The sequence below is a fragment of the Bacillus haimaensis genome, from assembly GCF_048270625.1.
Taxonomy (GTDB): Bacteria; Bacillota; Bacilli; order Bacillales; family Bacillaceae_I; genus Sutcliffiella_A; species Sutcliffiella_A haimaensis.
The window spans coordinates 2,862,033-2,885,237 of the sequence record NZ_CP158164.1 but is presented as its reverse complement, the minus strand read 5'-3'; the positions used below and the strand labels follow the sequence as shown (position 1 = coordinate 2,885,237).

At 42.5% G+C, this 23,205-nt stretch carries 21 protein-coding genes and 1 riboswitch; of the genes, 14 read left to right on the top strand and 7 right to left on the bottom strand.

What is annotated here, in order from left to right:
- Positions 1 to 195 precede the first annotated feature (195 nt).
- Positions 196 to 627, bottom strand: coding sequence for a DUF4395 domain-containing protein (locus ABN702_RS14615; protein ID WP_417897538.1), 432 nt, complete (start codon positions 625 to 627; stop codon positions 196 to 198).
- A 186-nt stretch (positions 628 to 813) separates the two neighbouring features.
- Here ABN702_RS14615 and ABN702_RS14610 point away from each other — a divergent pair, with 186 nt between their 5' ends.
- The 8 genes from ABN702_RS14610 (at position 814) to ABN702_RS14575 (ending at position 10,702) form a co-directional block, all read left to right on the top strand.
- On the top strand, positions 814 to 1,716 hold the full coding sequence (locus ABN702_RS14610; RefSeq protein ID WP_417897537.1) for an AEC family transporter: 903 nt from the start codon (positions 814 to 816) through the stop codon (positions 1,714 to 1,716).
- Between the two features lie 104 nt (positions 1,717 to 1,820).
- Positions 1,821 to 3,311, top strand: a complete 1,491-nt coding sequence (glpK, locus tag ABN702_RS14605) for a glycerol kinase GlpK (RefSeq protein WP_417897536.1) — start codon at positions 1,821 to 1,823, stop codon at positions 3,309 to 3,311.
- Positions 3,312 to 3,662: 351 nt separating this feature from the next.
- Positions 3,663 to 5,336, top strand: a complete 1,674-nt coding sequence (locus ABN702_RS14600) for an FAD-dependent oxidoreductase (RefSeq protein WP_417897535.1) — start codon at positions 3,663 to 3,665, stop codon at positions 5,334 to 5,336.
- A 179-nt stretch (positions 5,337 to 5,515) separates the two neighbouring features.
- Positions 5,516 to 7,279 carry a phospho-sugar mutase gene (locus tag ABN702_RS14595; protein WP_417897534.1) on the top strand — a complete coding sequence of 588 codons (1,764 nt, stop codon included), beginning with the start codon at positions 5,516 to 5,518 and terminating at the stop codon, positions 7,277 to 7,279.
- Between the two features lie 78 nt (positions 7,280 to 7,357).
- Positions 7,358 to 8,080, top strand: coding sequence for an SDR family oxidoreductase (locus tag ABN702_RS14590; protein ID WP_417897533.1), 723 nt, complete (start codon positions 7,358 to 7,360; stop codon positions 8,078 to 8,080).
- A gap of 174 nt (positions 8,081 to 8,254) precedes the next feature.
- Positions 8,255 to 9,391: a GAF domain-containing sensor histidine kinase gene (locus tag ABN702_RS14585; protein WP_417897532.1), complete on the top strand. Its 1,137-nt coding sequence runs from the start codon at positions 8,255 to 8,257 to the stop codon at positions 9,389 to 9,391.
- The gene (locus ABN702_RS14580) at positions 9,388 to 10,023 is read left to right on the top strand and encodes a response regulator (RefSeq protein ID WP_417897531.1); all 636 of its coding nucleotides are present in this window, start codon (positions 9,388 to 9,390) and stop codon (positions 10,021 to 10,023) included. The genes ABN702_RS14585 and ABN702_RS14580 overlap by 4 nt, the downstream gene beginning before the upstream one ends.
- A gap of 139 nt (positions 10,024 to 10,162) precedes the next feature.
- Positions 10,163 to 10,702 carry an NADPH-dependent FMN reductase gene (locus ABN702_RS14575; RefSeq protein ID WP_417897530.1) on the top strand — a complete coding sequence of 180 codons (540 nt, stop codon included), beginning with the start codon at positions 10,163 to 10,165 and terminating at the stop codon, positions 10,700 to 10,702.
- Positions 10,703 to 11,000: 298 nt separating this feature from the next.
- Here the strand turns inward: ABN702_RS14575 and ABN702_RS14570 are convergent, their stop codons facing one another.
- Positions 11,001 to 11,264 (bottom strand): YhdB family protein, encoded by a 264-nt coding sequence (locus ABN702_RS14570; protein WP_417897529.1) that lies wholly within the window; start codon positions 11,262 to 11,264, stop codon positions 11,001 to 11,003.
- Positions 11,265 to 11,400: 136 nt separating this feature from the next.
- On the opposite strand from ABN702_RS14570, the gene ABN702_RS14565 reads away from it, so the two are divergent.
- The 3 genes from ABN702_RS14565 to mgtE all read left to right on the top strand — a co-directional run bounded on the left by ABN702_RS14565 (position 11,401) and on the right by mgtE (position 14,576).
- Complete coding sequence (locus tag ABN702_RS14565) at positions 11,401 to 12,423, top strand: M14 family zinc carboxypeptidase (protein WP_417897528.1); 1,023 nt, start codon at positions 11,401 to 11,403, stop codon at positions 12,421 to 12,423.
- A 32-nt stretch (positions 12,424 to 12,455) separates the two neighbouring features.
- Entirely contained in the window at positions 12,456 to 12,773 is a 318-nt protein-coding gene (locus ABN702_RS14560) for a DUF3889 domain-containing protein (protein WP_417897527.1), read from the top strand.
- A gap of 57 nt (positions 12,774 to 12,830) precedes the next feature.
- A riboswitch (M-box (ykoK) riboswitch) is annotated at positions 12,831 to 12,995 on the top strand.
- 222 nt (positions 12,996 to 13,217) lie between these two features.
- Entirely contained in the window at positions 13,218 to 14,576 is a 1,359-nt protein-coding gene (gene mgtE / locus ABN702_RS14555) for a magnesium transporter (protein WP_417897526.1), read from the top strand.
- 72 nt (positions 14,577 to 14,648) lie between these two features.
- Here the strand turns inward: mgtE and ABN702_RS14550 are convergent, their stop codons facing one another.
- On the bottom strand, positions 14,649 to 15,509 hold the full coding sequence (locus ABN702_RS14550) for a sulfite exporter TauE/SafE family protein (RefSeq protein WP_417897525.1): 861 nt from the start codon (positions 15,507 to 15,509) through the stop codon (positions 14,649 to 14,651).
- A 159-nt stretch (positions 15,510 to 15,668) separates the two neighbouring features.
- Between ABN702_RS14550 and ABN702_RS14545 the strand changes: the two genes are divergently transcribed.
- The 3 genes from ABN702_RS14545 (at position 15,669) to ABN702_RS14535 (ending at position 19,419) form a co-directional block, all read left to right on the top strand.
- Positions 15,669 to 17,084 carry a SpoVR family protein gene (locus tag ABN702_RS14545; RefSeq protein ID WP_417897524.1) on the top strand — a complete coding sequence of 472 codons (1,416 nt, stop codon included), beginning with the start codon at positions 15,669 to 15,671 and terminating at the stop codon, positions 17,082 to 17,084.
- Between the two features lie 292 nt (positions 17,085 to 17,376).
- Positions 17,377 to 18,684, top strand: coding sequence for a murein hydrolase activator EnvC family protein (locus ABN702_RS14540; protein WP_417897523.1), 1,308 nt, complete (start codon positions 17,377 to 17,379; stop codon positions 18,682 to 18,684).
- A 147-nt stretch (positions 18,685 to 18,831) separates the two neighbouring features.
- Entirely contained in the window at positions 18,832 to 19,419 is a 588-nt protein-coding gene (locus ABN702_RS14535) for a YdhK family protein (RefSeq protein ID WP_417897522.1), read from the top strand.
- An 85-nt stretch (positions 19,420 to 19,504) separates the two neighbouring features.
- Here the strand turns inward: ABN702_RS14535 and ABN702_RS14530 are convergent, their stop codons facing one another.
- The 4 genes from ABN702_RS14530 to ABN702_RS14515 form a co-directional block, all read right to left on the bottom strand.
- A complete protein-coding gene (locus tag ABN702_RS14530; RefSeq protein ID WP_417897521.1) occupies positions 19,505 to 20,035 on the bottom strand; it encodes a hypothetical protein in 531 nt (176 codons plus the stop codon).
- A 149-nt stretch (positions 20,036 to 20,184) separates the two neighbouring features.
- Positions 20,185 to 21,111 carry a F510_1955 family glycosylhydrolase gene (locus tag ABN702_RS14525; RefSeq protein ID WP_417897520.1) on the bottom strand — a complete coding sequence of 309 codons (927 nt, stop codon included), beginning with the start codon at positions 21,109 to 21,111 and terminating at the stop codon, positions 20,185 to 20,187.
- A 23-nt stretch (positions 21,112 to 21,134) separates the two neighbouring features.
- On the bottom strand, positions 21,135 to 21,830 hold the full coding sequence (locus ABN702_RS14520) for a response regulator transcription factor (RefSeq protein WP_417897519.1): 696 nt from the start codon (positions 21,828 to 21,830) through the stop codon (positions 21,135 to 21,137).
- On the bottom strand, positions 21,827 to 23,188 hold the full coding sequence (locus ABN702_RS14515) for an ATP-binding protein (protein WP_417897518.1): 1,362 nt from the start codon (positions 23,186 to 23,188) through the stop codon (positions 21,827 to 21,829). The genes ABN702_RS14520 and ABN702_RS14515 overlap by 4 nt, the downstream gene beginning before the upstream one ends.
- Between the last annotated feature and the right edge of the window lie 17 nt (positions 23,189 to 23,205).

Sequence of the window (23,205 nt, the reverse complement as noted above, 5' to 3'; positions counted from 1 at the left end):
ACCGTAAAAAATCGGCCTTTGGATTTTTTACCGAGATAAACTTCGCATAATTTAAAAATTATATTATCTAATACATCGAAAAGAGCACGATGATATGTAAAATTATGTGTTTATGTTGTATTCGTCAATAGCAACAGTTTATGCGAAAATAGTTTAAAAAACAGGAGTCGACTTTTTCATAAGTCGACTCCTGCTTTATTTTGCCGTATGCTTGCGATATTGATACTGCTGCCATTGGAAACGGATGAAGCAGCCTACACAGAATCCTAGAAGTGCAACTCCAGAGGCCACCGCAACCATGATGGAGAAAATGTAGCCGAGAGCCGTGATTCCGGCGTAGAACCCAATTAGTGAAAGTGCGAGACAGCTGACAGCGATTGTCTGATTGAATTGTAATTGCGCTTTATCCTCCTGAGGATAGGATGAGTACGGCTTTGAAAGAAACTTGCCAGCCAGTTTCAAGACTGGGTTATACCCTGTTAGCAAGCCGATTATGCCAGCCAATAAAGGCAGCAGCAAAATAAAATATAATCCACTGATCAAAGAAATCACCACAGAAAGTAAAATGAACCATTGGTTAGAAGTGACGAGTGGTTTAGGTATTGTATTTGATGCAGTATTTTTCATAACTTATTAATCCCACCTGTATAATCGGAATATATTCAGTTTACTCCATAACCTGTAATTCGTGCAAGGGAATAGAACTGGTAAATTATTAAGTGAGCCGAAATAAATTCCTGTCATTTTTCAGGGAATTTGTTAAGATAGAAAAAAACTACAACATTGAAATAGTAGCAGAATGCGAGGATACTCATGATTTTTCTAGACGTACTATTACCAGTTTTTCTAATATTTGCGATAGGTTTCATCGGTCAAAAAACACTGGGATTCGATACGAAAGCCTTATCGAAGATGGCATTGTATTTGCTGTCCCCAGTACTTGTATTTCGTACTTTCTATACGAATGAGTTTACGAGCGAGCATCTCTATATCGTGATATATACGATCTTGCTATGTTTTTCTCTTATTCTATTTGTCTACCTGTTATCATGGGTTAAAAAGTACTCAAGGGCTGAGACGTGCGGGATGATCCTTTCAGCGAGCTTCATGAACAATGGAAACTATGGAACGCCGCTTGCCCTTCTATTGTTTGGTGTGGTGGGGTTTGAATATGCGGTTGTCCTGATGGTCGCTCAACAGATGCTGATGGCGACTGTCGGAGTATACTATGCAGCCAAAGGGAGCCCGGAAAGTGATGGTTTCCGTTCCGCTGCAAGGGCTGTCGTAAAGATGCCAATCATGTACGGTGCCATGATTGGCCTAAGTTTTCAATACCTTTCTGTACCGGTATCCTCTTCTATTATGGAGGCGGTAAATCTAGTGGCAGATGCAACCATTCCTGTAATCATGGTTATTCTCGGCATGCAGCTTGCGAAGATATCGATAAAAACGGCCAAAAAAGAGAAGCTGTTTTATGCCGTGGGAATCAAGCTGATTATATCACCTGTTATCGCTTTTCTGATCACCCTTGTCTTGCCCGTAGATGAGTTGATCAAGCAACTGATGATTGTGATGGCTGCGATGCCTGCAGCAGCAAACACGACGATGTATGCGGTTGAATTCAATACGGAGCCTGAGTTTGTCTCCAGTGCAACCCTCGTAAGTACGGTATTGACACTGTTTACGCTTCCGCTGCTGTTTTGGGTGGTATTGTAGAGGGTATTTATCCTAAATTCAAGGAACGCACCCAATAAAGGAGGAATTCCCCCCACTTCAGGCGAAAATCTAAAAAAAGGATTACAGAAAGGAGCGAACCATTCATGGAATCATACATTTTATCCCTTGATCAGGGAACCACAAGCTCGCGCGCTATGCTCTTCAATAAAAAAGGGGAAGTCGTCTATACGGCACAGAAGGAGTTTAAGCAGTATTTCCCCAAGTCTGGCTGGGTGGAGCATAATGCCAACGAAATCTGGAGCTCCATCCTTGCGGTGATTGCCTCGTGCATTTCAGAGTCCGGGATCAAGCCGTCTCTGGTTGCGGGAATCGGCATCACGAATCAGCGTGAAACAACGGTTGTCTGGGATAAGGAAACGGGAGAGCCGATCCATCATGCCATCGTGTGGCAATCGAGACAGACCGCTGCCATTTGTGAGGAGCTGAAGGAGCAGGGACATGAAGATTTTTTCCGTGATAAAACGGGTCTTTTAATCGATGCCTACTTTTCCGGAACAAAAGTGAAGTGGCTTCTGGATAATGTGGAGGGGGCGAGAGAGAAAGCGGAAAATGGAGATCTGCTCTTTGGAACGATCGATACTTGGCTGATCTGGAAACTGTCCGGTGGCAAGGCACATGTAACAGACTATAGCAATGCATCAAGGACATTGATGTACAATATCCATGATCTCAAGTGGGATGAGGAACTCTTGGAAATCCTGCAGGTTCCAAAGTCCATGCTGCCTGAGGTAAAGGGCTCTTCGGAAGTCTATGCGAAAACGGTTGATTTCCACTTCTTCGGACAGGAGATTCCGATTGCCGGGGCTGCAGGCGACCAGCAGGCGGCATTGTTCGGTCAGGCCTGCTATGAAAAAGGAATGGCAAAAAATACATACGGGACTGGTTGTTTCATGTTGATGAATACTGGAGAGAAAGCGATCAAGTCCGAAAACGGCCTATTGACCACCATTGCCTGGGGGGTGAACGGGAAGGTCACGTATGCACTGGAAGGGAGTATCTTTGTCGCAGGATCGGCGATTCAATGGCTTAGGGACGGTCTCCGCATGTTCAAGGATGCGGCAAAAAGTGAGGAGTATGCGACAAGAGTGGAATCCAGCGAAGGGGTATATGTGGTGCCGGCCTTTGTAGGGCTTGGAACTCCGTATTGGGACAGCGATGTGAGAGGTGCGGTGTTCGGATTGACCCGCGGCACCTCCAAGGAACATTTTGTCCGGGCCACACTCGAATCACTTGCCTTTCAGACGAAGGATGTCCTGACTGCAATGGAACAGGATTCCGGTATCTCGCTGAAGTCGCTTCGTGTGGATGGGGGAGCAGTAAAAAACAATTTCCTCCTGCAGTTCCAGAGTGACATGCTGAGAGTGGATGTGGAGCGGACTACAATCAATGAAACGACCGCCCTTGGTGCAGCCTATCTAGCAGGCCTTGCGGTAGGCTTTTGGAAAAGTGAAGAAGAAATCGCTTCACAGTGGCAAGTGGAAAGAAGCTTTGAACCAAAGATGTCAGTAGAGCAGCAGGCGGCATTATATGACGGGTGGAATAAAGCGATCCGTGCAACTATGGCTTTCAAGTAAGCTCTTTTCTTGAAGTTTGTTGTTTTTGTCCGTAAAAAATCGGCTTTTGGATTTTTTACAGCATTTTCCCCCTATTATTCAAAGTGAAAATATATTATTTTACACGGGAAAAGAGCACGAAGACAAGGTTTATTACGTGTTCACGTTGGATACGTCAAAAGCAACAATGTATGCGAAAACAGCTTTCAAGTAAAAAGAAGAATATGGTATAATCGGAGTAAGTCAATATATCGGCCATAGTCGGGAAAAGATCACAGAACATAATCAGAGCAAGGGCTTTGTCTATGTTTGCTGTGGTCTTTTTTTGTGTAGTAGTAAGTAGAAGAAAAAACATTTGGAGGCTCTTATCCTATGAAAAAACTATCCTTCTCCAGCACGAACCGTACGATGATTTTAGAGAAAATGAAGGAATCTACATATGACATCCTTATTGTCGGTGGCGGAATAACAGGAAGCGGCATTGCTTTGGATGCAGCGTCCCGCGGGATGAAGGTGGCGCTTGTGGAAATGCAGGACTTTGCTGGAGGAACGTCAAGCCGCTCCACGAAGCTTGTGCATGGCGGTCTGCGATATTTGAAGCAGTTGGAAGTAAAGATGGTAGCCGAAGTGGGAAAAGAGCGGGCGATTGTATATGAAAATGGACCGCACGTTACAACGCCGGAATGGATGCTGTTGCCCATTTACAAGGGAGGGACATTCGGCAAGCTTTCCACATCCATCGGACTTCGTGTTTATGACTATTTGGCAGGTGTCAAAAAGTCGGAGCGGAGGAAAATGCTCACAGCTTCTGAAACGTTAAAAAGAGAGCCTTTGTTGAATAAAGAAGGATTAAAAGGCGGTGGTCTTTACGTAGAGTATCGTACAGACGATGCCAGATTGACAATCGAGGTGCTGAAGGAAGCTGTGAAACATGGAGCGGATGCGGTGAACTATGCAAAGGTGGAAAAGCTGCTGTATGAAAATGGCAGGATATCCGGTGCAATGGTGGTGGATCAGATCAGCAGGAAAAGCTATCAGATCCGTGCCAAAAAAATAGTCAATGCAGCCGGACCATGGGTGGATTCCCTGCGTGATATGGATAGCTCCAAAAAAGAGAAGCATCTTCAATTAACAAAAGGGATCCATCTTGTTTTTGATCAGAGCAAATTCCCCTTAAAACAGGCGATCTATTTTGACACAGAAGACAAGCGAATGATTTTTGCCATTCCCCGTGACGGAAAGACCTATGTCGGAACGACGGATACAGTATATAAGGAGGATATGCTTCATCCACGCATGGTCAGAGATGATAAGGACTATGTACTCGCGGCAATCAAATTCATGTTCCCTTCACTGAACATCAAGGAAACGGACATCGAATCAGGTTGGACAGGAGTTCGACCGCTCATTTATGAGGAGGGGAAGTCCGCATCGGAAATCTCTCGAAAGGATGAGGTGTGGATATCCGATTCGGGGATGATTACGATCGCTGGTGGCAAGCTGACCGGTTACCGGAAAATGGCGGAAATGGTAGTGGACCTGATTGGAAAGCAGCTGAACAAAGACGATCAGGTAAAGTTCGATGCATGTAAAACGAAAAATCTGCCCATTTCAGGGGGAAATCTCGGTGGGTCCAAGAGTATGCCGGCGTTTGTGGCGAAAAAGATTGAAGAGGGGGAGAAGCTTGGGTTTTCACAAGAGGATGCACTAACCCTTGTTTCCCGGTATGGATCGAATGTCGATAAGCTATTCAGGATAGCCGAGAAGGAGAATGCAAAGGGTAATGGAATTGCATTGCCTTTGAACATCCATGTACAGCTGCTATATGCCATTCATGAGGAGATGGCCGTAACACCGCTGGATTTTTTCATCAGGCGCACTGGTGCCCTTTTTTTTCACATTCACTGGGTGCAAAAGTGGAAGGGTAAGGTATTGGACGTAATGGCAAGGGAGCTGTTCTGGACGAAAGAAATGACAGAGCAGCATCGAAGTCAATTGGAAAAGCATATCAAGGATGCGGTAACGGTAATGGAAGATGATGGATGAAAAGCGATGAACCACTATGAGGAATTGCCGATGCGATTCCTTTCCTTTTCTAGTATAATAATAATGGAAGCGTTCACCGTGCACAATTTGTCGCAAACTGACGTATTATATTTGCAGGATGTCGTACCAGCTTAAGAGAAGTCTACAGTATCCTGATTATTGCAAGGAGGAAAAGAAACATGAACTGGATGGATAAATACGAACTTTGGGAAAGTAACTCGAACCTTGACGAGGAAATGGTCAAGCTCTTGGAAGAAATGAAAAGTGATGAAAAGGCAAAAGAAGATAGCTTTTATAAAGAGTTGGAATTCGGTACAGGTGGCATGCGCGGTGAAATTGGTGCAGGCACGAACCGCATGAACGTATATACGGTTCGAAAAGCGTCCGAGGGATTGGCACGATACATAGAATCTTTTGGGGAAGAAGCGAAAAAAGGCGGCGTTGCAATAGCATATGATTGCCGTCATAAATCACCTGAATTTGCGATGGAGGCTGCTAAGACACTGGCAAGCCACGGCATTCAGACGTATGTGTTTGAAAGCCTGCGTCCAACACCGGTATTGTCTTTTGCCGTCCGAAAGCTGAATGCATTTTCCGGAATTGTTGTGACGGCAAGCCATAACCCGCCTGAATACAACGGCTACAAGGTATACGGTCCCGATGGAGGGCAGTTGCCTTTACTTGAAGCGGATCAAGTGATTGCCAAGGTTCAGGAAGTGGAGAATGAACTGGAAATCCAGGTGGAGTCCGAAGAGACACTTAAAGAAAAAGGGCTTATCAAAATCATCGGCGAAGAGATAGACCATGCTTACCAGGAGAAGCTGAAAACCATTTCTGTACACCCTGAACTTGGTCAGGAAATGGGTGACAGAGTGAAGGTTGTATTCACGCCGCTTCACGGTACAGCCAACCTTCCAGTGCGTGAAGGCTTGAAAGCATTGGGTTATACCAATGTAAAGATTGTAGCGGAACAAGAATTGCCGGATCCTAATTTCTCTACGGTTGCTTCTCCAAATCCTGAAGAGCATGCTGCGTTTGAGCTTGCCATCCGTGATGGAAAAGAGATGGATGCAGACATCCTTATCGCAACAGATCCGGATGCGGACCGACTGGGTGTTGCGGTAAAGAATGAAGCAGGGGAATATGTCATTTTAACTGGAAACCAGACCGGAGCATTATTCCTTCATTATCTCTTAGCGGAGAAGAAAGCGACAGGAACGCTGCCGGATAATGGTGTTATGCTGAAAACGATTGTTACCTCGGAGTTTGGCCGTACGATTGCAGACAGCTATAGTGTTGCAACAGTCGATACACTGACAGGTTTCAAGTTCATCGGAGAAAAAATGAAAGAATATGAAGCAACAGGTCAATACTCTTTCCTATTCGGATATGAGGAAAGCTATGGCTCCTTGATTGGGGACTTTGCTCGTGATAAGGATGCAGTACAGGCAGCAGTCATGGCTGTAGAAATCTGTGCATTCTACAAAAAGCAGGGCAAGACGATGTATCAGGGTCTGATGGAGCTATATGAACAGTATGGCTACTATTTCGAAGGCATGAAGTCCTTGACGCTAAAAGGAAAAGAGGGTGCAGAGCAGATCGCAAGCCTGCTGACTGCATTCAGAAACGCAGCACCCACGGAAGTCAATGGCTATAAAGTAGAAGTTGTGGAGGATTATGCGGTACAAGAAAGAACCGTAACAGCTTCCGGTAAACAGGAAAAGATCGAATTGCCGAAGTCCAACGTGCTGAAGTATTTCTTGGAGGATGGTTCATGGGTATGTGTACGTCCTTCAGGTACAGAGCCGAAAGTGAAATTCTATTTTGGAATCCAGTCGGAAACTTTGGAGCAAAGTAAGGATAAGCTAGAAGAAATTTCAAAAGCCTTTATGGTGAAGGTGGAAGGTGTTTTAGCAGAATTGAATTCAGCAGGAAAAGCTTGAATGGTATAAAGGGAAGGCTTTATGCCTTTCCTTTTGTTATTGATATCACATCTTTCAACAGGAAGGGACAGATTTGACATGTTATCAAACCAAGTTGCGATTGTGACGGGTGCATCAAGAGGTATAGGAAAAGCGATTGCGCATGAATTAGCGGAAAAAGGGATGAAGCTCGCACTGATTGGCAGCTCCAATGAAATACATAAGGTAGAGAAGGAACTAAAAGAAAAAGGCTTTGAGCATGTAGTAGGCTTTCAAGTCGATGTAGCAAATGAAGAAGCGGTGGAGAAAATGATAGCATCCACGATTGAAAAGTTCGGTGGCCTCGATCTTCTCGTGAACAATGCAGGAGTGGGCTTCTTCAAGCTTGTGGAGGAAACGCCCCTTGATGAATGGAAAAAGGTTTTTGAAGTCAATGTCCAAGGCGTCTTCGTCTGCTCCAAGGCCGTTCTCCCTCATATGAAGGAGAAGAATGCAGGGACAATCATCACGATTTCCTCGGATGTAGCGCGTTACACGATTGCCAATGGTTCCGCTTATACGGCAACAAAATATGCCGTTCAAGGCTTCAGTGGATCACTTGCCCAAGAGGTTCGCGAGTACGGCATCCGTGTCGGTACGGTTAACCCTGGTATGGTGGACAGCTATTTCAACAATTCCGAAGAAGGAGTCGAAGAGAAAAAAGACTGGCTGAAGGGAAAAGACATCGCTGAAGCAGTTGCCTATATGGCAAGCGCACCGAAGCATATGTTGATCGATGAGTTGGTGATCCATCCATTGGTGCAGAATTATCCAATATCATAAATGATGATGCATTGGGGTCGAACCTATTTTAAGGGGTCTGGCCCCTCTTTTTTTGAACTTATGGGACTAAAGTTGTAGAAGAGTGTAGACTTTTTTCCAAGGTGAAAAGGGGAAATGCTTGTTAGAATAGAAAGATACTGAGTAGAAGTTTATAGGTTCAAGGGGAGAGGCTTTGTGAGCGAGGCTCAGAGGATACAGGAATTACGCGCGCTGAAGATTATTGCAGAGTCTTTGAATCAAGCCAATGATCTGCAATCGATGTTAAGTGGCGTTTTGGAAGAACTATTAAGGGTCACTGGCCTTCAAACAGGCTGGATATACTTGATTGATGAAAAAGGCTCCTATACATTAACGGCCGCTTTCAATCTTCCCGAAGCACTGATCAAGGACAATAAAAAGCCGATGTGTCAGGGAGGATGCTGGTGTCTGGATCAATATAAAGATGGCCGTCTGAAGCGTGCGTCGAATATTATAGAATGCAAAAGGCTTGAGGATGCAGTTAAATATGAAACGGGAGATACAGGCGAAATAACTCATCATGCTACAGTCCCTTTAAGAGCAGGAGAAGAGAAATTCGGCCTGTTAAATGTGGCATCTCCAAAAAAAACCCATTTTTCTGATTCAGAGCTTGCGTTACTGGAATCTGTGGCATTTCAGATAGGCACTGCGCTCAAGCGGATCAGGCTTGCAGAGAATGAACAGCATCTGCTAGTGATCGCTGAACGTAATAGACTGGCCAGGGATCTTCATGATTCTGTCAATCAGCTATTGTTTTCGCTGATGCTTACAGCACGTGGGACAAAAGAACTTACAGACAATCCGCAAATAAAAGAAATGCTGACCTATATGCAGGAGTTGTCCCAGGAGGCATTAAGTGAAATGAGGGCACTTATTTGGCAGCTGCGGCCTGAAGGGCTGGAAAATGGACTCGTGAGTGCCCTGATGAATTACGGTAAGGTGCTTGGGATGGAAATTGACTGTGAAGTGAAAGGTGTCATAGATCTGCCTACACATATTGAAGAGTGCCTATGGAGAATTGGTCAGGAGGCATTCAATAATTGTAAAAAGCATGCAGGTATCCGTGAGGCGATGCTGCGCATTCTTGTAGAAAATAAACAGGTCATTTTTGAAATCGAGGATAGAGGAGCGGGGTTCTCCGTTCATGAAAGCAAAGAGATACCTTCTTTGGGATTAAGAAGCATGAAGGAACGCTCAGAAGCTTTAGGCGGATGCTTTTCTGTTTGCAGCAAACTTGGCCATGGAACGAAAGTAAGAATAGAGATGCCGGTGAAAAAGGAGGAAAATCGATGATACGCGTCCTGATCGCAGATGACCATCACGTTGTACGCCGTGGGTTATTGTTCTTTTTGAAGACACAAAAGGATATTGAAATAGTTGGCGAGGCCAAAAATGGGGAGGAGGCAGTGACGCTCGCTTCCTCATTAAAGCCGGATGTAATCTTAATGGACCTCGTTATGCCTGAGGTGGATGGGATAGAAGCCACAAGAAGGATCATGGAAATGGGCTTAGCATGCAAAGTATTGATCCTGACAAGCTTTTCCGACCAGGACCATGTCATTCCAGCCATCCGCGCCGGAGCGGCAGGTTATCAGTTGAAGGATGTGGAGCCAGATCAGTTGATCGCTAGCATACATGCGGTTCATCGGGGCGAAAGTCAGTTGCACCCGAAAGTGACCTCTCACGTGATGTCACATCTGACAAAAGGCGGTGGCAACAATCGATCCCTGCATGAAGAATTAACAAAACGGGAGCTCGAGGTGCTTGGTGAGATATCAAAAGGGAAAAGCAATAAAGAAATTGCCTCCTCTCTTTTTATTACTGAAAAAACGGTCAAGACCCATGTGTCCAATATCCTGGCAAAATTGGAGCTTGCAGATAGAACGCAGGCAGCCTTGTACGCAGTGAAGCATGGAATCGGGTAGAAACCTACAACTTTAGTCGTAGATTTTGGTGCAAAAGCTCCTCCCATTTTTGTAGGTAAACTTAGCCATATTTTCCGATTTCGATAATCGGGTATACAGATATACTAAGAGTATCAACAAGTAGAAGGGAGAATGTTAAATGAACATCTTAATCATCAATGGAAGTCCACGAAAGAGCGGCAGAACAGGAATTGCCGCAAGATATATAAAGCGTACCTTTAATACCGATCTTATAGATCTCAGTGAAGGGGATATCCCTTTATATAATGGCGAAGCGTATCAGGCTGAACTTGAGAATGTGGCGGCACTTCGGAAAAAAGTGAAGGAGGCAGATGCCGTACTACTGCTCTCACCGGAATACCACAGTTCCATGAGTGGAGCCCTGAAGAACGCGATGGACTTTCTCGGAAGCGAACAGTTCCACCAAAAGCCGGTTGGACTATTGGCGGTTGCCGGCGGCGGAAAAGGCGGCATCAATGCACTGAACAGTATGCGTACAGTCGGACGCGGAGTGTATGCCAATGTGATTCCGAAACAACTTGTGCTTGATCCTCATTGCTTTGACTACGAAAAAGATGCTGTCAATGAAGAAAGTGCCAAGCTTGTGGAAGCTCTTTATAATGAATTGGTGATGTACGCAGAAATGCGCCAATATATGTTAGCGAAGGAAGAGGCCTGAGTGGGTCTCTTTTTTTTTTCGGGATTTGCCATTCGGGCGAAAAGTATTTACTAACGGGCGGAAAGCGTCCGAAAACGGGCGAAAAACGTCCGAAAACGGGCGAAAAACTTTTTTATCGGGCGAAAACGGTTCAAAATCGGGCGCAAATTTAAATAATCGGGCGTAACCGCAAAGTTTTCTTAGATCCATGGTGAAAAGATGGTGCGAGGGAGAGTGGCACGCAACCACACAACCAAAAAGCAGCAAATCAGGGTCGAATAAACCCCATTTTGCTGCTTACAATAATAAATCAAGCTGCCTACACCATATACCCATGGCTGACTTCGGCATGTTCCCCATGATCGGCTGTGCTTCGATCGACTGCGTGATCGATATAGCGCAGCAATTGATATAGGTGCTTCTCAATTTCCCGGTAGTCCTTTGAGAAATTGTAGGAATGCAGAAAGTGTTCAATGTTTTTCGATAAAAAATCGTCTTTCGTTCTTACCATTAAGATGAGCAGATTATCCCACTCCGAACGGTGCGTATAATACAATGCTCGATCATAGTCTACTGAGTTCATTTCCCTTCCTCCTCTTGGTAAGGAGTGATATTATTTTGCGTCTCTTTGGCCCGGAATCCTCATTGTAAATGTTGGTCGTATCTCCATACGAATACTAAGGAATAATAAGCGAAAGTGAAATGTTGAGGTGATGAACTTGGCAAAAAAAGCGATCCTCCTGTTTTTCCTCGTAATCCATTTAAATCAGCCACTCTTCCATGCTGAAGTTGTAAATGGGAAGGAGTGGTACACGTATGAAAAAATGGTGGAGGATCTTAAAGCGCTTAAGCGCCAATATGGTAGTGACCTCGACATTGATTCGATCGGGAGGACCGAATTTGGAAAGGATATCTGGGCCGTCAAGGTGGGAAAAGGGAGCGAGACCATTATTATCTTGGCAGGTCACCATGGAAGAGAATGGTTGACATGCAGTTTGGTGATGACGATGCTAGAGCAATATGTGCATGCTTATTCTGATGAACAGCACCGGTACGGATATGATACTTCCATCCTGGACGATGTAGCCATCTGGTTTGTGCCTATGGTAAATCCGGATGGCATCAGGATTCAGCAGGAAGGTGTTCATTTTTTGCCGATACACCTTCAGGAAAAGCTGATCAGGATGAACGGGGACAGCAGGAATTTTGAGAGGTGGAAGGCGAACGGACAAGGGCTGGATCTTAATAGGCAATATCCGGCAGGATGGAACGCGATCAAAGAAAGTATCCGTGTACCCTATTATCAGTTCTATAAAGGGGATTTTCCTCTGCAGGCAAAAGAGACAAGGGCTGTCGTAGATTTTTCACGCAGCATAGCTCCATTGATGGCTGTTACATATCATTCATCCGGAAGGGTGCTATATTGGAACTTCACCAATGATCAAACCATTTTAAAGCGGGACCTGACTGTTGCCAAAAAGCTATCCAATATTACTGGTTACAAACTGGATTACCCAGAGGATCATGCAGTGGGAGGAGGATTCTCCGACTGGTTTGTTTCGGAGTTTAAAAGGCCATCTTTTACTCCGGAAATTTCATATCCAGTTGAAGAGACCAACCCTCCATTATCCGTTTTTCGCGAGGAATGGCAGAGAAATAAAAGGGTGGGACTGTTCTTGGCGACAGAATCCAAAAAATTGTTCCTATCAGGTAATGATTCTGTACAGTTTGAGGAAGAATAACCAAGAAAAAAATGTAATGGAGGTTATGTTGCATGAAAAAATGGGTATTAGGTTTGTTAAGTGTTTTATTAGTGCTTACCACTGCTATCAGCATTGCACAGGCAGAAAATACCGATTATGAGAAATGGGGAAAAATCGCAATCCAGCTGGCTAAGGAGAATTATCCGGAAGCGGAAATTTCCGATTACCAGTATCAGGGACGTGAAGAGATATCTGAAACGGAAGCGAAGGATACTTTTCACTTCACTGCCAAACAAGATAACAAAAGCATCGATATCTATGTAGCGCTTACATTCAATCCGCAAACGAAACAGCTTAAATCAGTAAATATCGAAGAGAAAAAACAGTAACCGAAAAAGGTTGACATAGCCGGTTTTTCCCTTGTAGAGTAGTAGTTGTGAGAACACTTGAACCTTCGTTAGGTGAGGCTCCTGTGCTGGAGATACGCTGCTGCCCAGAAACGTCCAAAGACGCCAATGGGTCAACAGGAACCATCGATATAAGGTGGTTTTTAATGCAGCTGGATCATTCCTATGCCACACAGTGCTAAAGCTCTACGAATGAGGGAATCTATAAGGGTAACTATGCCTTTATGCGCCTTCATTCTGTGGATGAAAGGTGCTTTTTTAATGGGGAAAATAATGAAAAGGAGCTGGTAGCGAAAATGGATAGTAGTCCGAGTCCGAGGACAAACACAAAGGCAGTACAGGATGCTTACTTTTTTTGTTACCACTCCTTTGGTAAAAAATAGAGTGAATCCTAGTACTTCCTAGCAGGCAGAGGAGGTAGCGCGCATGGTGCATAACATGACAGAGGATCAAATCATATTAAATATTATTACCTTTTTAAAAGACGGGAAGCGTAAAGGCTTCCAGGATATCATTGAAGAATTGCAGCCGTATGATACAGCTATCATTTATCAGCAGCTGCCTGAAAAGCACCGTGTACGCTTTTTGACGTATCTGACAATCGACCAGCTCACAGCACTTATACAGGAGCTGAATCAGGAGTTTCAGCTTGAGGTACTCCAGAAAATCGGGGTCGAAAAGTCGGCTAAAGTAATGGATCGCATGGATAACGATGATCTTGCTTCCTTGTTTGATGAAATGGACCCTGACATTAAGGAAGCCTTTTTATCAAAAATGAACAAAGCGGAATCCACTGCAGTACAGGACTTGATGAAATATGAGGCAGAAACTGCCGGTCGATTAATGACGAATCGATATGTATGGATTCCACAGGAATATACCGTTCGTGAGGTAGTGGATAAGCTGAAATCCTTTGCGGAATTGGCGGAAACAATCAACTACTTATATGTCATTGATGAAGCGAAACGGCTGGTGGGGGTTGTTTCCTACCGAGACCTCATTTTAGCGGATGCATATGAAAAAATCATGGACATCATGTTTTCCCGTGTCATTTCCGTTCACGTTGATACCGACCAGGAGGAAGTGGCCAATATCATTGAACGCTACGACTTTTTAGCGGTCCCGGTAGTGGATGATGAACAAATTCTCATCGGGATCATTACCGTCGATGATGTCATTGACGTCGTGATCCAGGAAGCGAATGAGGATATCGAAAAGCTTTCCGCATCCGGTAAAGACATCGATTTTGATACACCGGCGCTTGTAGCGTCCGCGAGAAGATTACCGTGGTTGATCTTATTATTATTTATTGGACTTATATCTGGAAGCATTATTAGTGGTTTTGAAGGTACATTGGATGACGTTGTGGCTTTGGCATTCTTTATGCCGATGATTGCTGGGATGACCGGTAACACCGGAACTCAGTCGTTGGCTGTAATCGTACGTGGACTCATTTCACGTGATTTGGATAAAAAAGTGGTCACAAAGGTTGTTTTCCGTGAGTTGGGTGTGGGGATCACCATCGGAGTGACATGTGCGATTCTTATTTCAATCATTGCTTATGTATGGCAAGGGGACTTAATATTAGGGATGGTCGTAGGTGCTTCCCTTTTTATAACATTAATCATCGGAACAATGGCAGGAACGATTATTCCGCTAATCTTATATAAATTGAACATTGACCCTGCTATCGCATCAGGGCCACTGATTACAACGGTTAATGACATTTTGTCGCTGTTGATCTACTTTGGGATTGCGACAGCGTTTTTGTCTTATATTACATGATACATGAAAAAAAACAGCCTGGAAGTATTTTGATAATACTTCCAGGCTATTTTTTGTATTACTGGGTAACATTCAGCCGTTCGATTCCACCATATCATGCTTAAATATCCGGAAAAACATGAAAATGTTCATCGTCAACGTATAGCTAGCCAGCACCACTAATCCAAGTACGGTATACTCTGTCATGTTAATGATCAGGCTCGCCATTGTACAAATGTAAAGGATTCCGAGCAGCCGTTGAATGGTGGCGTTTTTTACAAAGGATGTAGCTTTTGCACCGAACTGTGAACCGAAAATGGCCCCGGCAATCAATAGGAACCCGGTGTCAAAATGAATCGGTATGTTGATGGCATAAGTAAGAAATCCTGCAGTAACTATTAAAATTACACTAGTGAGGCTGGTTGCCACAGCATTCCGCGACGGAAGTCCCAAGAAACTGATCAGTAGCGGCACAATGATGAAGCCGCCTCCTACACCAAGTGCAGTGGAGAGGAACCCTCCAATCAATCCGATAAACATCAAGGGGATAATGGACTTAGACCTGTGCTGAACATTGCCCTCTCTATTTGATTGTTTCAACATCGTGAAAGCGAAGTAGCTAAGCAATATCAAATACATTGTAGGTATCACCGTTGCGTCAAGTCCGGTGGAATCCAACCACTCTACTAAAGGATAGGCAAGCTGAGTAGCTAAAATTCCGCTTGTCCCAATGATCAGGGCCTGCTTCCATAAAATATTTTTCATTTTATAATGGGCGAAAACACCCGAGATGGATGTACCGATCGTATACATAAGGCTAGTAGAAATAGCTTCAATGGGACTGAACCCCATTAACATGAGTACTGGTGTCAGAACGAAGCCTCCCCCGATACCGAAAAATCCCGATAGCATACTGATGGAAAACCCCATTAGGATGAATAATGCTAACTCCAAAAAAAACACTCCCTAAAAAATCACAATAAAAAAATTATAACATGTTACATCCCTATTCTTTCCCGGAATCAGAAAAGAAGTTCATAAAAAAGCAATCCCTTTTCATCATATCAAGACCTTGTTCATACATTGTGATAAGAGGAAAAGGGAGGTTGTAACATGAGAGCAGATGACGAAAAAGCGTTATTTCGGGCCATCGATGAGATTACCGAGATTGCAAAAGGGTTTGGACTAGACTTTTACCCGATGCGTTATGAGATTTGCCCAGCCGATATCATCTATACTTTTGGAGCATATGGAATGCCAACTCGTTTTTCCCATTGGAGCTTCGGAAAACAGTTTCATAAAATGAAGCTTCATTATGACCTGGGGCTCAGTAAAATCTATGAGCTTGTAATCAACTCCAATCCTTGCTACGCCTTTTTGTTGGATACCAATTCCCTTATTCAAAATAAGCTGATTGTGGCGCATGTGCTCGCCCACTGTGATTTTTTCAAAAATAATTGCCGTTTCCAGAATACGAACCGGGACATGGTAGAGAGCATGGCTGCAACCGCTGAAAGGATCAAGCAGTATGAGCATGATCATGGAAAAGAAGAGGTGGAGAATTTCCTGAACGCAGTCCTTGCCATTCAAGAGCATATTGACCCATCTTTGGTACGTTCCAAGCTCGCCTGGAGCATGGATGATATGGAAGAAGAGGAAGAAGTGAAGAAAAAAACGAGTGCCTATGATGACTTATGGAATCTGGATTCGCGAAACAAGCCAAGAGCAGTTCCGAAAAAGAGGAAAAAGAAATTCCCGCCGCAGCCTGAAAAGGATATCCTACTTTTCATTGAGCATTACAGTAGCGAGCTCGAGGACTGGCAGCGTGATATCCTGACGATGATGCGCGAGGAGATGCTCTATTTCTGGCCGCAGATGGAAACAAAAATAATGAACGAAGGCTGGGCTTCCTACTGGCACCAACGCATCCTCCGTGAAATGGATCTCACAAGCGGCGAAGCGTTGGAGTACGCAAAATTGAATGCAGGGGTGGTGCAGCCTTCACGAACAAGCATCAACCCTTATTATCTGGGCATCAAAATCTTTGAAGACATTGAAGAACGTTACAACAATCCGACAGAAGAGATGAAGAGGGATGGCATCAAGCCTGGCTCCGGGCGTGAAAGAATGTTTGAAGTACGGGAAGTGGAATCGGACATTTCGTTCCTGCGCAATTACCTGAACAAGGACCTCGTCATGCGGGAGGATATGTATCTTTTCCAGAAGCAGGGCAAGGACTATAAGATTGTCGACAAGGCATGGGAACAGGTGCGTGATCAGCTAGTGAATATGAGGGTGAATGGTGGCTTCCCATACATCACCGTCAATGACGGCGATTACCTCCGTGCAGGGGAGCTTTACCTCAAGCACTGGTTCGAGGGAATAGAGCTTGACTTAAAATACCTAGAAAAAGTCCTGCCATACATCCATCAGATCTGGGGAAGACCGGTGCATATGGAGTCGGTGATCGAGACGAAGAATGTACTGTTTACTTATGATGGGAAGAGTGTGCACCGGAAATATATATAAAAAATGATTTATTAAGGTCTATTCAGTGGATCAAGGCATGTTATAATCACTATACAAGGCGGTTCCTTCATTAGAGGGAACCGTCTTTTTCTGCACAAAAACTGCAAGGAAATGTAACCAGTATGTGAAGATTATGTAAACCAGCAGTCATCAACTATGCTCCAGATAATGATACGATTAAAACGTGTTTCGCTAACAAGTTTTATTTTTCGACACACAATGCATTCGTATCCTCATTTCATTAATTGCTATCCATACATAGAAAGAGGAAATAATCATGTAGGAGTTATCAATGAATAAAAATAAGAGGTTTCTCGGATATTTTGTAGTTGCATTTTTATCAGTTATTAATGTTTTTTTCCCTCACTCCACTTCAGCTGAAGAGATTGATAGTTTAAAGGAGAAAAAACAGGATGTTCAGCAAGAACGTCAGTCAATTGACAGAAGTATCGAGAATAATAAAAAAAAAATTGATAGTATCATAGCTCAACAAAATGACCTGACAGCCCAAATTAAAAAGTTGGACAAGGATATATCCAATACGAATAAAGAGATAAAATCCGTAAATGGCAATATAAAAAAAACGAATGAAAATATATCAAAGTTGACGAAAGACATAGAGGTACTGAAAGAAAAGCTGGAAAAAAGGGCAGCTTTGTTAGAAAATCGGGCTCGTGCCTTTCAAACAAACGGAGGATTTAATAACTATTTAGAAGTTATTTTGAATGCTGAAAACTTTGCTGACCTCATAAATCGATTAACAGCAGTAAGTACACTTGTACAAGCAGACCGCGATAAAATTGACGAACAAAACAAAGAACAGGAAACATTAAAACAGAAAGAACAAGAAGTTCGGGAAGAACTACTAAATTTAGAAACTCAAAAGAAAGAACTAGATCAGTTTATTGCTAGTTTAGGTTTACAAAAGGAACAACAAAATGAACTTATCAACAGTCTTACAGCTCAACAGAAAGAAATAGAACAAATGCAGGTCGAGCTTGAGGAAAAGAGCAGTGAATTGTACGAGTTAGAGAGAGGTATAGAAGAGAGCATTATAGCTGAGCAAGCGAGATTAGTAGAATTAGCAAAACAAAAAGAACGCGAAAGAAAAGCTGCAGAAGAACAAAGGAAAAAAGAAGCGTCTGCCAAGCCACAGCATGCAAGTGGATCAGCATCTACTCCTGTCGCTGAAGGTTCATGGTCTGCTCCTGCATATGGAGTATTTACCACTGAGTTCGGATATGATGTACTGAATGGAAAATCCCGTTATCATTATGGCATGGATATTGCAGCTGCAAGAGGAACGTCCATCGTAGTTGCTGCGGATGGTTATATCACAAATGCTTCATATAGCAGTTCTTATGGAAATTGGGTCATTATCACACATAGCATTAATGGACAAACATTCACAACAGTCTATTCCCATATGGACAGCCTTTCAGTCAGTCAAGGTCAATATGTGGAGAAAGGACAATACTTGGGTGGAATGGGCAACACCGGTTATTCATTCGGGAACCACCTCCATTTTGAACTGCATGAAGGAGATTGGAATAATGCAAAATCAAATGCGGTAAATCCAAGGAAATACATTTCTTTCTAATTTCTTTTTGAATATGTAAATATGTTGAAGACTCCACATGGAATTTTCAACTTATTTTGCTTAGAAAAAGCGATAAGAATGTGCATTAATCCATATTTTCTGCAAACTTATTGGGTATATTAGTTGTATCATAAAGAGGAGGATATAATGATGAAGTGGAAAAAGCTAATAATGTTTGGAGCACTTGCTGCATTGCTTGTATTAGCAGCTTGCTCAAATAATGGTAATAATACAGCTTCAAATAAGAATGATGAGAATCACTCGGAAGGTGAACACTCTGGTATGGATCATTCCGGTATGGATATGTCCGGCTCTGGTGAGGTGCCAGAAGGACTGAAGGAAGCAGAAAATCCTGCATTCCCTGTTGGAAGTACAGCGATTATTACAGAGGCTCACATGCCGGGGATGGAAGGTGCAGAAGCTACAATTGTTGGAGCATATGATACAACCGTATATACCATATCCTATGATCCAACTGATGGTGGAGAAAGAGTCGAAGATCATAAATGGATCATCCACGAAGAAATAGCGGATAGACAGGCAGAACCCTATGAAGCAGGAGCTGAAGTAAAAGTAGAAGCTGACCATATGGAAGGTATGGAGGGTGCGACTTCAGTTATTGATTCTGCTGAACAAACCACCGTCTACATGGTGGACTTCACCTTGAAAGACAGTGGGGAAGAAGTAACCAATCATAAGTGGGTAACGGAAGAAGAACTATCATCAACAGAATAAGCAATAAAGAAAAGCTCGCATAGGTTGCGAGCTTTTCTTTATGAAACAAGTATAGATTTTTTTAGGGAAAACCCGATAACAAATATTAATGACCATGTCCGTGACCATCATTTTTAATCTCACTATTGTTTTCATGCTGGGCTTCCCCATCCACATACCAGTTAAGGGTGAATGCTAGAGGGGAGACTAAAAGAAATAGCATTGTAATTACTAAAGCAGTTTGTTTTGTATTTAAGAGAATATTGTTTTTTAAAATAAAACTAAACACTGACAATACAATGCCACTTGGTATTAAAATCACAGCATATCCACCTAGATCACCAAAATGCTGAATTCCACCGCTTACCATACCTACTCCTAAGGAAAGTAGAAGGGAAAAAAATAGAAGCTTTAAAGCTTGAGAAAAATTCATTTTCTTTTTTTCTACATAAAACTCATTTACAAAAGACGCAGAAATAAACAAAATAGAACCCAAGATTAGGATAATAGAATAACGAGCTGGTTCGATTGGCATATGGACTATTCCTCCAGAAATGAGCCCAACTCCTAAAAAGTACATGATATAAATGACATATGGAAACCATATTAGATTCCATGTTTTAGTGATTTGTTCCACTGGTATTTCCCCCTAGTTCTTATAATTATACTTATTTTTTCATGTAATACTATTTAGAATTATTAAATAAAGAGTGCTAGTTTAACTATGATTTCTGCTTCTTATTATCAAATAACTTATCAGAAGTGAGCAGACTCCGATAATGACCCCTATTCACCCGTGACGTTTCCTTCTTCTACTAGTAGCTTCCAGCTTGCTCCATTATCGTTCGATTGAAAAATGTCATTATTCAAGGAGACGGCTGTAATTTCTGTCCGATTTTCAGGATTCGTGGCAATAAACATGATGGGATTTTTACTTGAGATTCCTTCAGGCAGGGACAACTCGTCGGTAGTTTCATTTTTCAAATTGTATGTCAGTAATTTGGTTTCATTGTATTCCAAGATAAAGTAAATCAGGCTGTCCTCCTGGAATTCCACTGTTGTCACGGGATTTGAACTTGTGAGCAATTTAAACTCATTACCAAAGTCAGAAGAAATAAATAATCCTTTATTGGTGGAAATAGCAACATTTTCTGAAATGGTAGGATGTGTAGCAAGGTTTCCTATCGAATTTGCAGAGACTCCTTGCATAGAACTTGTTTTCCACGTTTCACCTTCATCAACCGAATAATGAAGCCCGATTTCCAAAGAATTTTCTTGCTCATTAAAAACATATAACGTATGACTCTTATACCCTGCGGCAAGATAGTGGAAGTCAATTTCCCCGTAAAAAGCTAACTTTTCCATTGAATTTCCCTGGTCTTTACTTTTTATGAGTCCCAAGGGGTTTTTTAAGTCGGAACCTAGCTCAGGATGACCGCTGGAAAAAAATTGCTCATCGGTCGTTTGAAAACCCATATAATCATGATTATTTCTATTTGTCCTGAACCATTTACCTTCAGAGAAGCGTAAAAGGCCATGATGGGTTGCTAGGAATAATTCTTTCTTATCACCTAAGTAACCAATCCCGTGGATGTGGTTTATCTTTTCTTCTTTTGCTGCTACAAAGTATTCATCATTCTGGTCTTTACTTGTACATCCAATAACCAAAATGCTGATGAGTGATACGAGAATAATCAGTTTTATCTTTTTCATTGCTGAACCCTCCATAGAACTACTTAGCATGACTCGAATTTATCATTCCACCGATACCCTATACCCCAAATGGTTTTTAAATGCTTATCCACATTAAAACCTGCTTGTCGCAATTTTTCCCTTAAATTGCGAATGTGAGAGTCTATGGTGCGGTTTTCGGTCTCAGATTTCAACTCCCATATTGTAGAAAGTAGATGATCCCTAGAGAAGACCTTATCCGGATATTTTAAGAATAATTCAAGTAAGGAAAATTCTTTTGGTGTAACCGAGATAGGATTCCCATTATACGATAGCTTGTAAGAGAATGAGTCAAGTGATAAACCTTTAAATAGTAATGTCTTTTCTTTTGTCTCGTCTTTAGCGGAGCGGCGAAGTACTGCTTCAATCCGAGCTAAAAGCACGTCTTCATTAAATGGTTTGGAAATGTAATCGTCCGCACCATTCTTCAATCCTTTTATCATGTCGCTGTTATCGTTTCGGGCTGTCAGCATAATAATAGGGGTTTTGCTGAACTGTCGAATAGCAACTAATGCTTCCCAACCGTCCATGGCTGGCATCATGACGTCAAGAATGATGAGATCAACATCATGATCTCCAAGAAACCGAATTCCTGCCTTTGCAGAAGTCTTTTTGATACAGGTAAATCCGTGCGGGGTTAAATAGAGAGATAAGAGATCTAGCATTCTTTGTTCGTCATCTATCAGTAAGATTTGTTTCATTTATTCTGTGTCTCCTTTAATAGAATCGATACAGTTGTACCGACACCAATTTTACTGCTTACCTTCAATTCTCCTTCATGGGCATCTACAATTTCTTTTACGATGGATAACCCCAGACCAACACCACCTGTAAGACGAGAACGGGATTTTTCAACTCGGAATAATCGATCAAATATATAAGGAATTTGATCCTCAGGGATTCCTTTCCCTTCATCAGAAATGGTGAGTTCACAGGTATTGTCCTGTTTACTTAATTTAATGGTTGTGGTGCCTCCATCTGAATACTTCAGAGCATTGTCCAATATATTTTGCACTACTTGTTCAAATCGCAATGGATCAATATTCACGTAGCATTCCTTTTTGATATAAAATTGAAGGTCAATACCAGAATTAGAGAAAACAGGGCGAGCCTTTTCGAAAATAAGCTGTAAAAATTCACCTAATTTTATTTTCTCCTTTACAATAGAAAAAGAATTTTGATCCATCTTTGCAAGTTCGAATAAATCCTCAAGTAGAGTAGAAACGCGAATCGATTCTTCATGAATTATTTTAAGGTACTCCATTCTTTGTGTATCCAATAAATGAGGCTTTTGTCCAATATCTGCATAACCTCGGATATAGGTTAGAGGAGTACGGAGTTCGTGGGATATACTCGCCAGAAATTCCTTCCGCTCCTGTTGCAGGTAGTTCAAATTGCTTGCAAGAGTTTGGATGGAGTTTGCCAATTCTCCGATCTCATCCTTGGATATTACAGGAAGAGTAACAGTGAAGTCTCCTTCATTAATTTTCTTCGTTGCTTCCTTCATGGATACTAACGGTTTAGTTAAAAGCTTCACTAAGACGAGGTTCGTAATCACCAAAAAAAATAAAATGATGATGACAGCAATGCCGAAGTGGTGATTAAGATCGGTGATTAAACCTTTCATCTGGCTGGTGCTCTTTAACATAAAGACGGTTCCGCTTTCACCACTATTTGAGCTGAATGGAGAAGCAGTGGCTATATAAGGTTGGGATTCCCAATCCGTTTCGATAATTTGGTTGTTATTAGAAATTGGTGCAATAATGGATTTTATTTCGTTGTTGATGGCAATGGAACTGTTGATAACCCTTCCACTTGTGTCGGTAACCACCACTTCAGTATCGGTTTTGGATTCCATTAACACGATATGTTGAAGTGTATTGTCGGTAAATGTTTCTTCGAGAACATCCCGATGGCTATCACCCCTTGCCAATAGTGACTTCATCTCATTATCAACGAGAGAATGGACGACATTTTGGTGAAGAAACAGCATGGAACCTGTTTCAATAATTAATATACAAAAGAAAAACCAAAGACCTAGCTTGGTTGAAAATTTCATGTAACTCACCTACTTTT

What these genes read in the sequence shown, in the direction of transcription:
- ABN702_RS14615 (WP_417897538.1), bottom strand. Translation starts at nt 627, where the DNA reads ATGAAAAATACTGCATCAAATACAATACCTAAACCACTCGTCACTTCT.
- ABN702_RS14610 (WP_417897537.1), top strand. Translation starts at nt 814, where the DNA reads ATGATTTTTCTAGACGTACTATTACCAGTTTTTCTAATATTTGCGATA.
- glpK (WP_417897536.1), top strand. Translation starts at nt 1,821, where the DNA reads ATGGAATCATACATTTTATCCCTTGATCAGGGAACCACAAGCTCGCGC.
- ABN702_RS14600 (WP_417897535.1), top strand. Translation starts at nt 3,663, where the DNA reads ATGAAAAAACTATCCTTCTCCAGCACGAACCGTACGATGATTTTAGAG.
- ABN702_RS14595 (WP_417897534.1), top strand. Translation starts at nt 5,516, where the DNA reads ATGAACTGGATGGATAAATACGAACTTTGGGAAAGTAACTCGAACCTT.
- ABN702_RS14590 (WP_417897533.1), top strand. Translation starts at nt 7,358, where the DNA reads ATGTTATCAAACCAAGTTGCGATTGTGACGGGTGCATCAAGAGGTATA.
- ABN702_RS14580 (WP_417897531.1), top strand. Translation starts at nt 9,388, where the DNA reads ATGATACGCGTCCTGATCGCAGATGACCATCACGTTGTACGCCGTGGG.
- ABN702_RS14575 (WP_417897530.1), top strand. Translation starts at nt 10,163, where the DNA reads ATGAACATCTTAATCATCAATGGAAGTCCACGAAAGAGCGGCAGAACA.
- ABN702_RS14570 (WP_417897529.1), bottom strand. Translation starts at nt 11,264, where the DNA reads ATGAACTCAGTAGACTATGATCGAGCATTGTATTATACGCACCGTTCG.
- ABN702_RS14560 (WP_417897527.1), top strand. Translation starts at nt 12,456, where the DNA reads ATGAAAAAATGGGTATTAGGTTTGTTAAGTGTTTTATTAGTGCTTACC.
- mgtE (WP_417897526.1), top strand. Translation starts at nt 13,218, where the DNA reads ATGGTGCATAACATGACAGAGGATCAAATCATATTAAATATTATTACC.
- ABN702_RS14545 (WP_417897524.1), top strand. Translation starts at nt 15,669, where the DNA reads ATGAGAGCAGATGACGAAAAAGCGTTATTTCGGGCCATCGATGAGATT.
- ABN702_RS14540 (WP_417897523.1), top strand. Translation starts at nt 17,377, where the DNA reads ATGAATAAAAATAAGAGGTTTCTCGGATATTTTGTAGTTGCATTTTTA.
- ABN702_RS14535 (WP_417897522.1), top strand. Translation starts at nt 18,832, where the DNA reads ATGATGAAGTGGAAAAAGCTAATAATGTTTGGAGCACTTGCTGCATTG.
- ABN702_RS14525 (WP_417897520.1), bottom strand. Translation starts at nt 21,111, where the DNA reads ATGAAAAAGATAAAACTGATTATTCTCGTATCACTCATCAGCATTTTG.
- ABN702_RS14520 (WP_417897519.1), bottom strand. Translation starts at nt 21,830, where the DNA reads ATGAAACAAATCTTACTGATAGATGACGAACAAAGAATGCTAGATCTC.
- ABN702_RS14515 (WP_417897518.1), bottom strand. Translation starts at nt 23,188, where the DNA reads ATGAAATTTTCAACCAAGCTAGGTCTTTGGTTTTTCTTTTGTATATTA.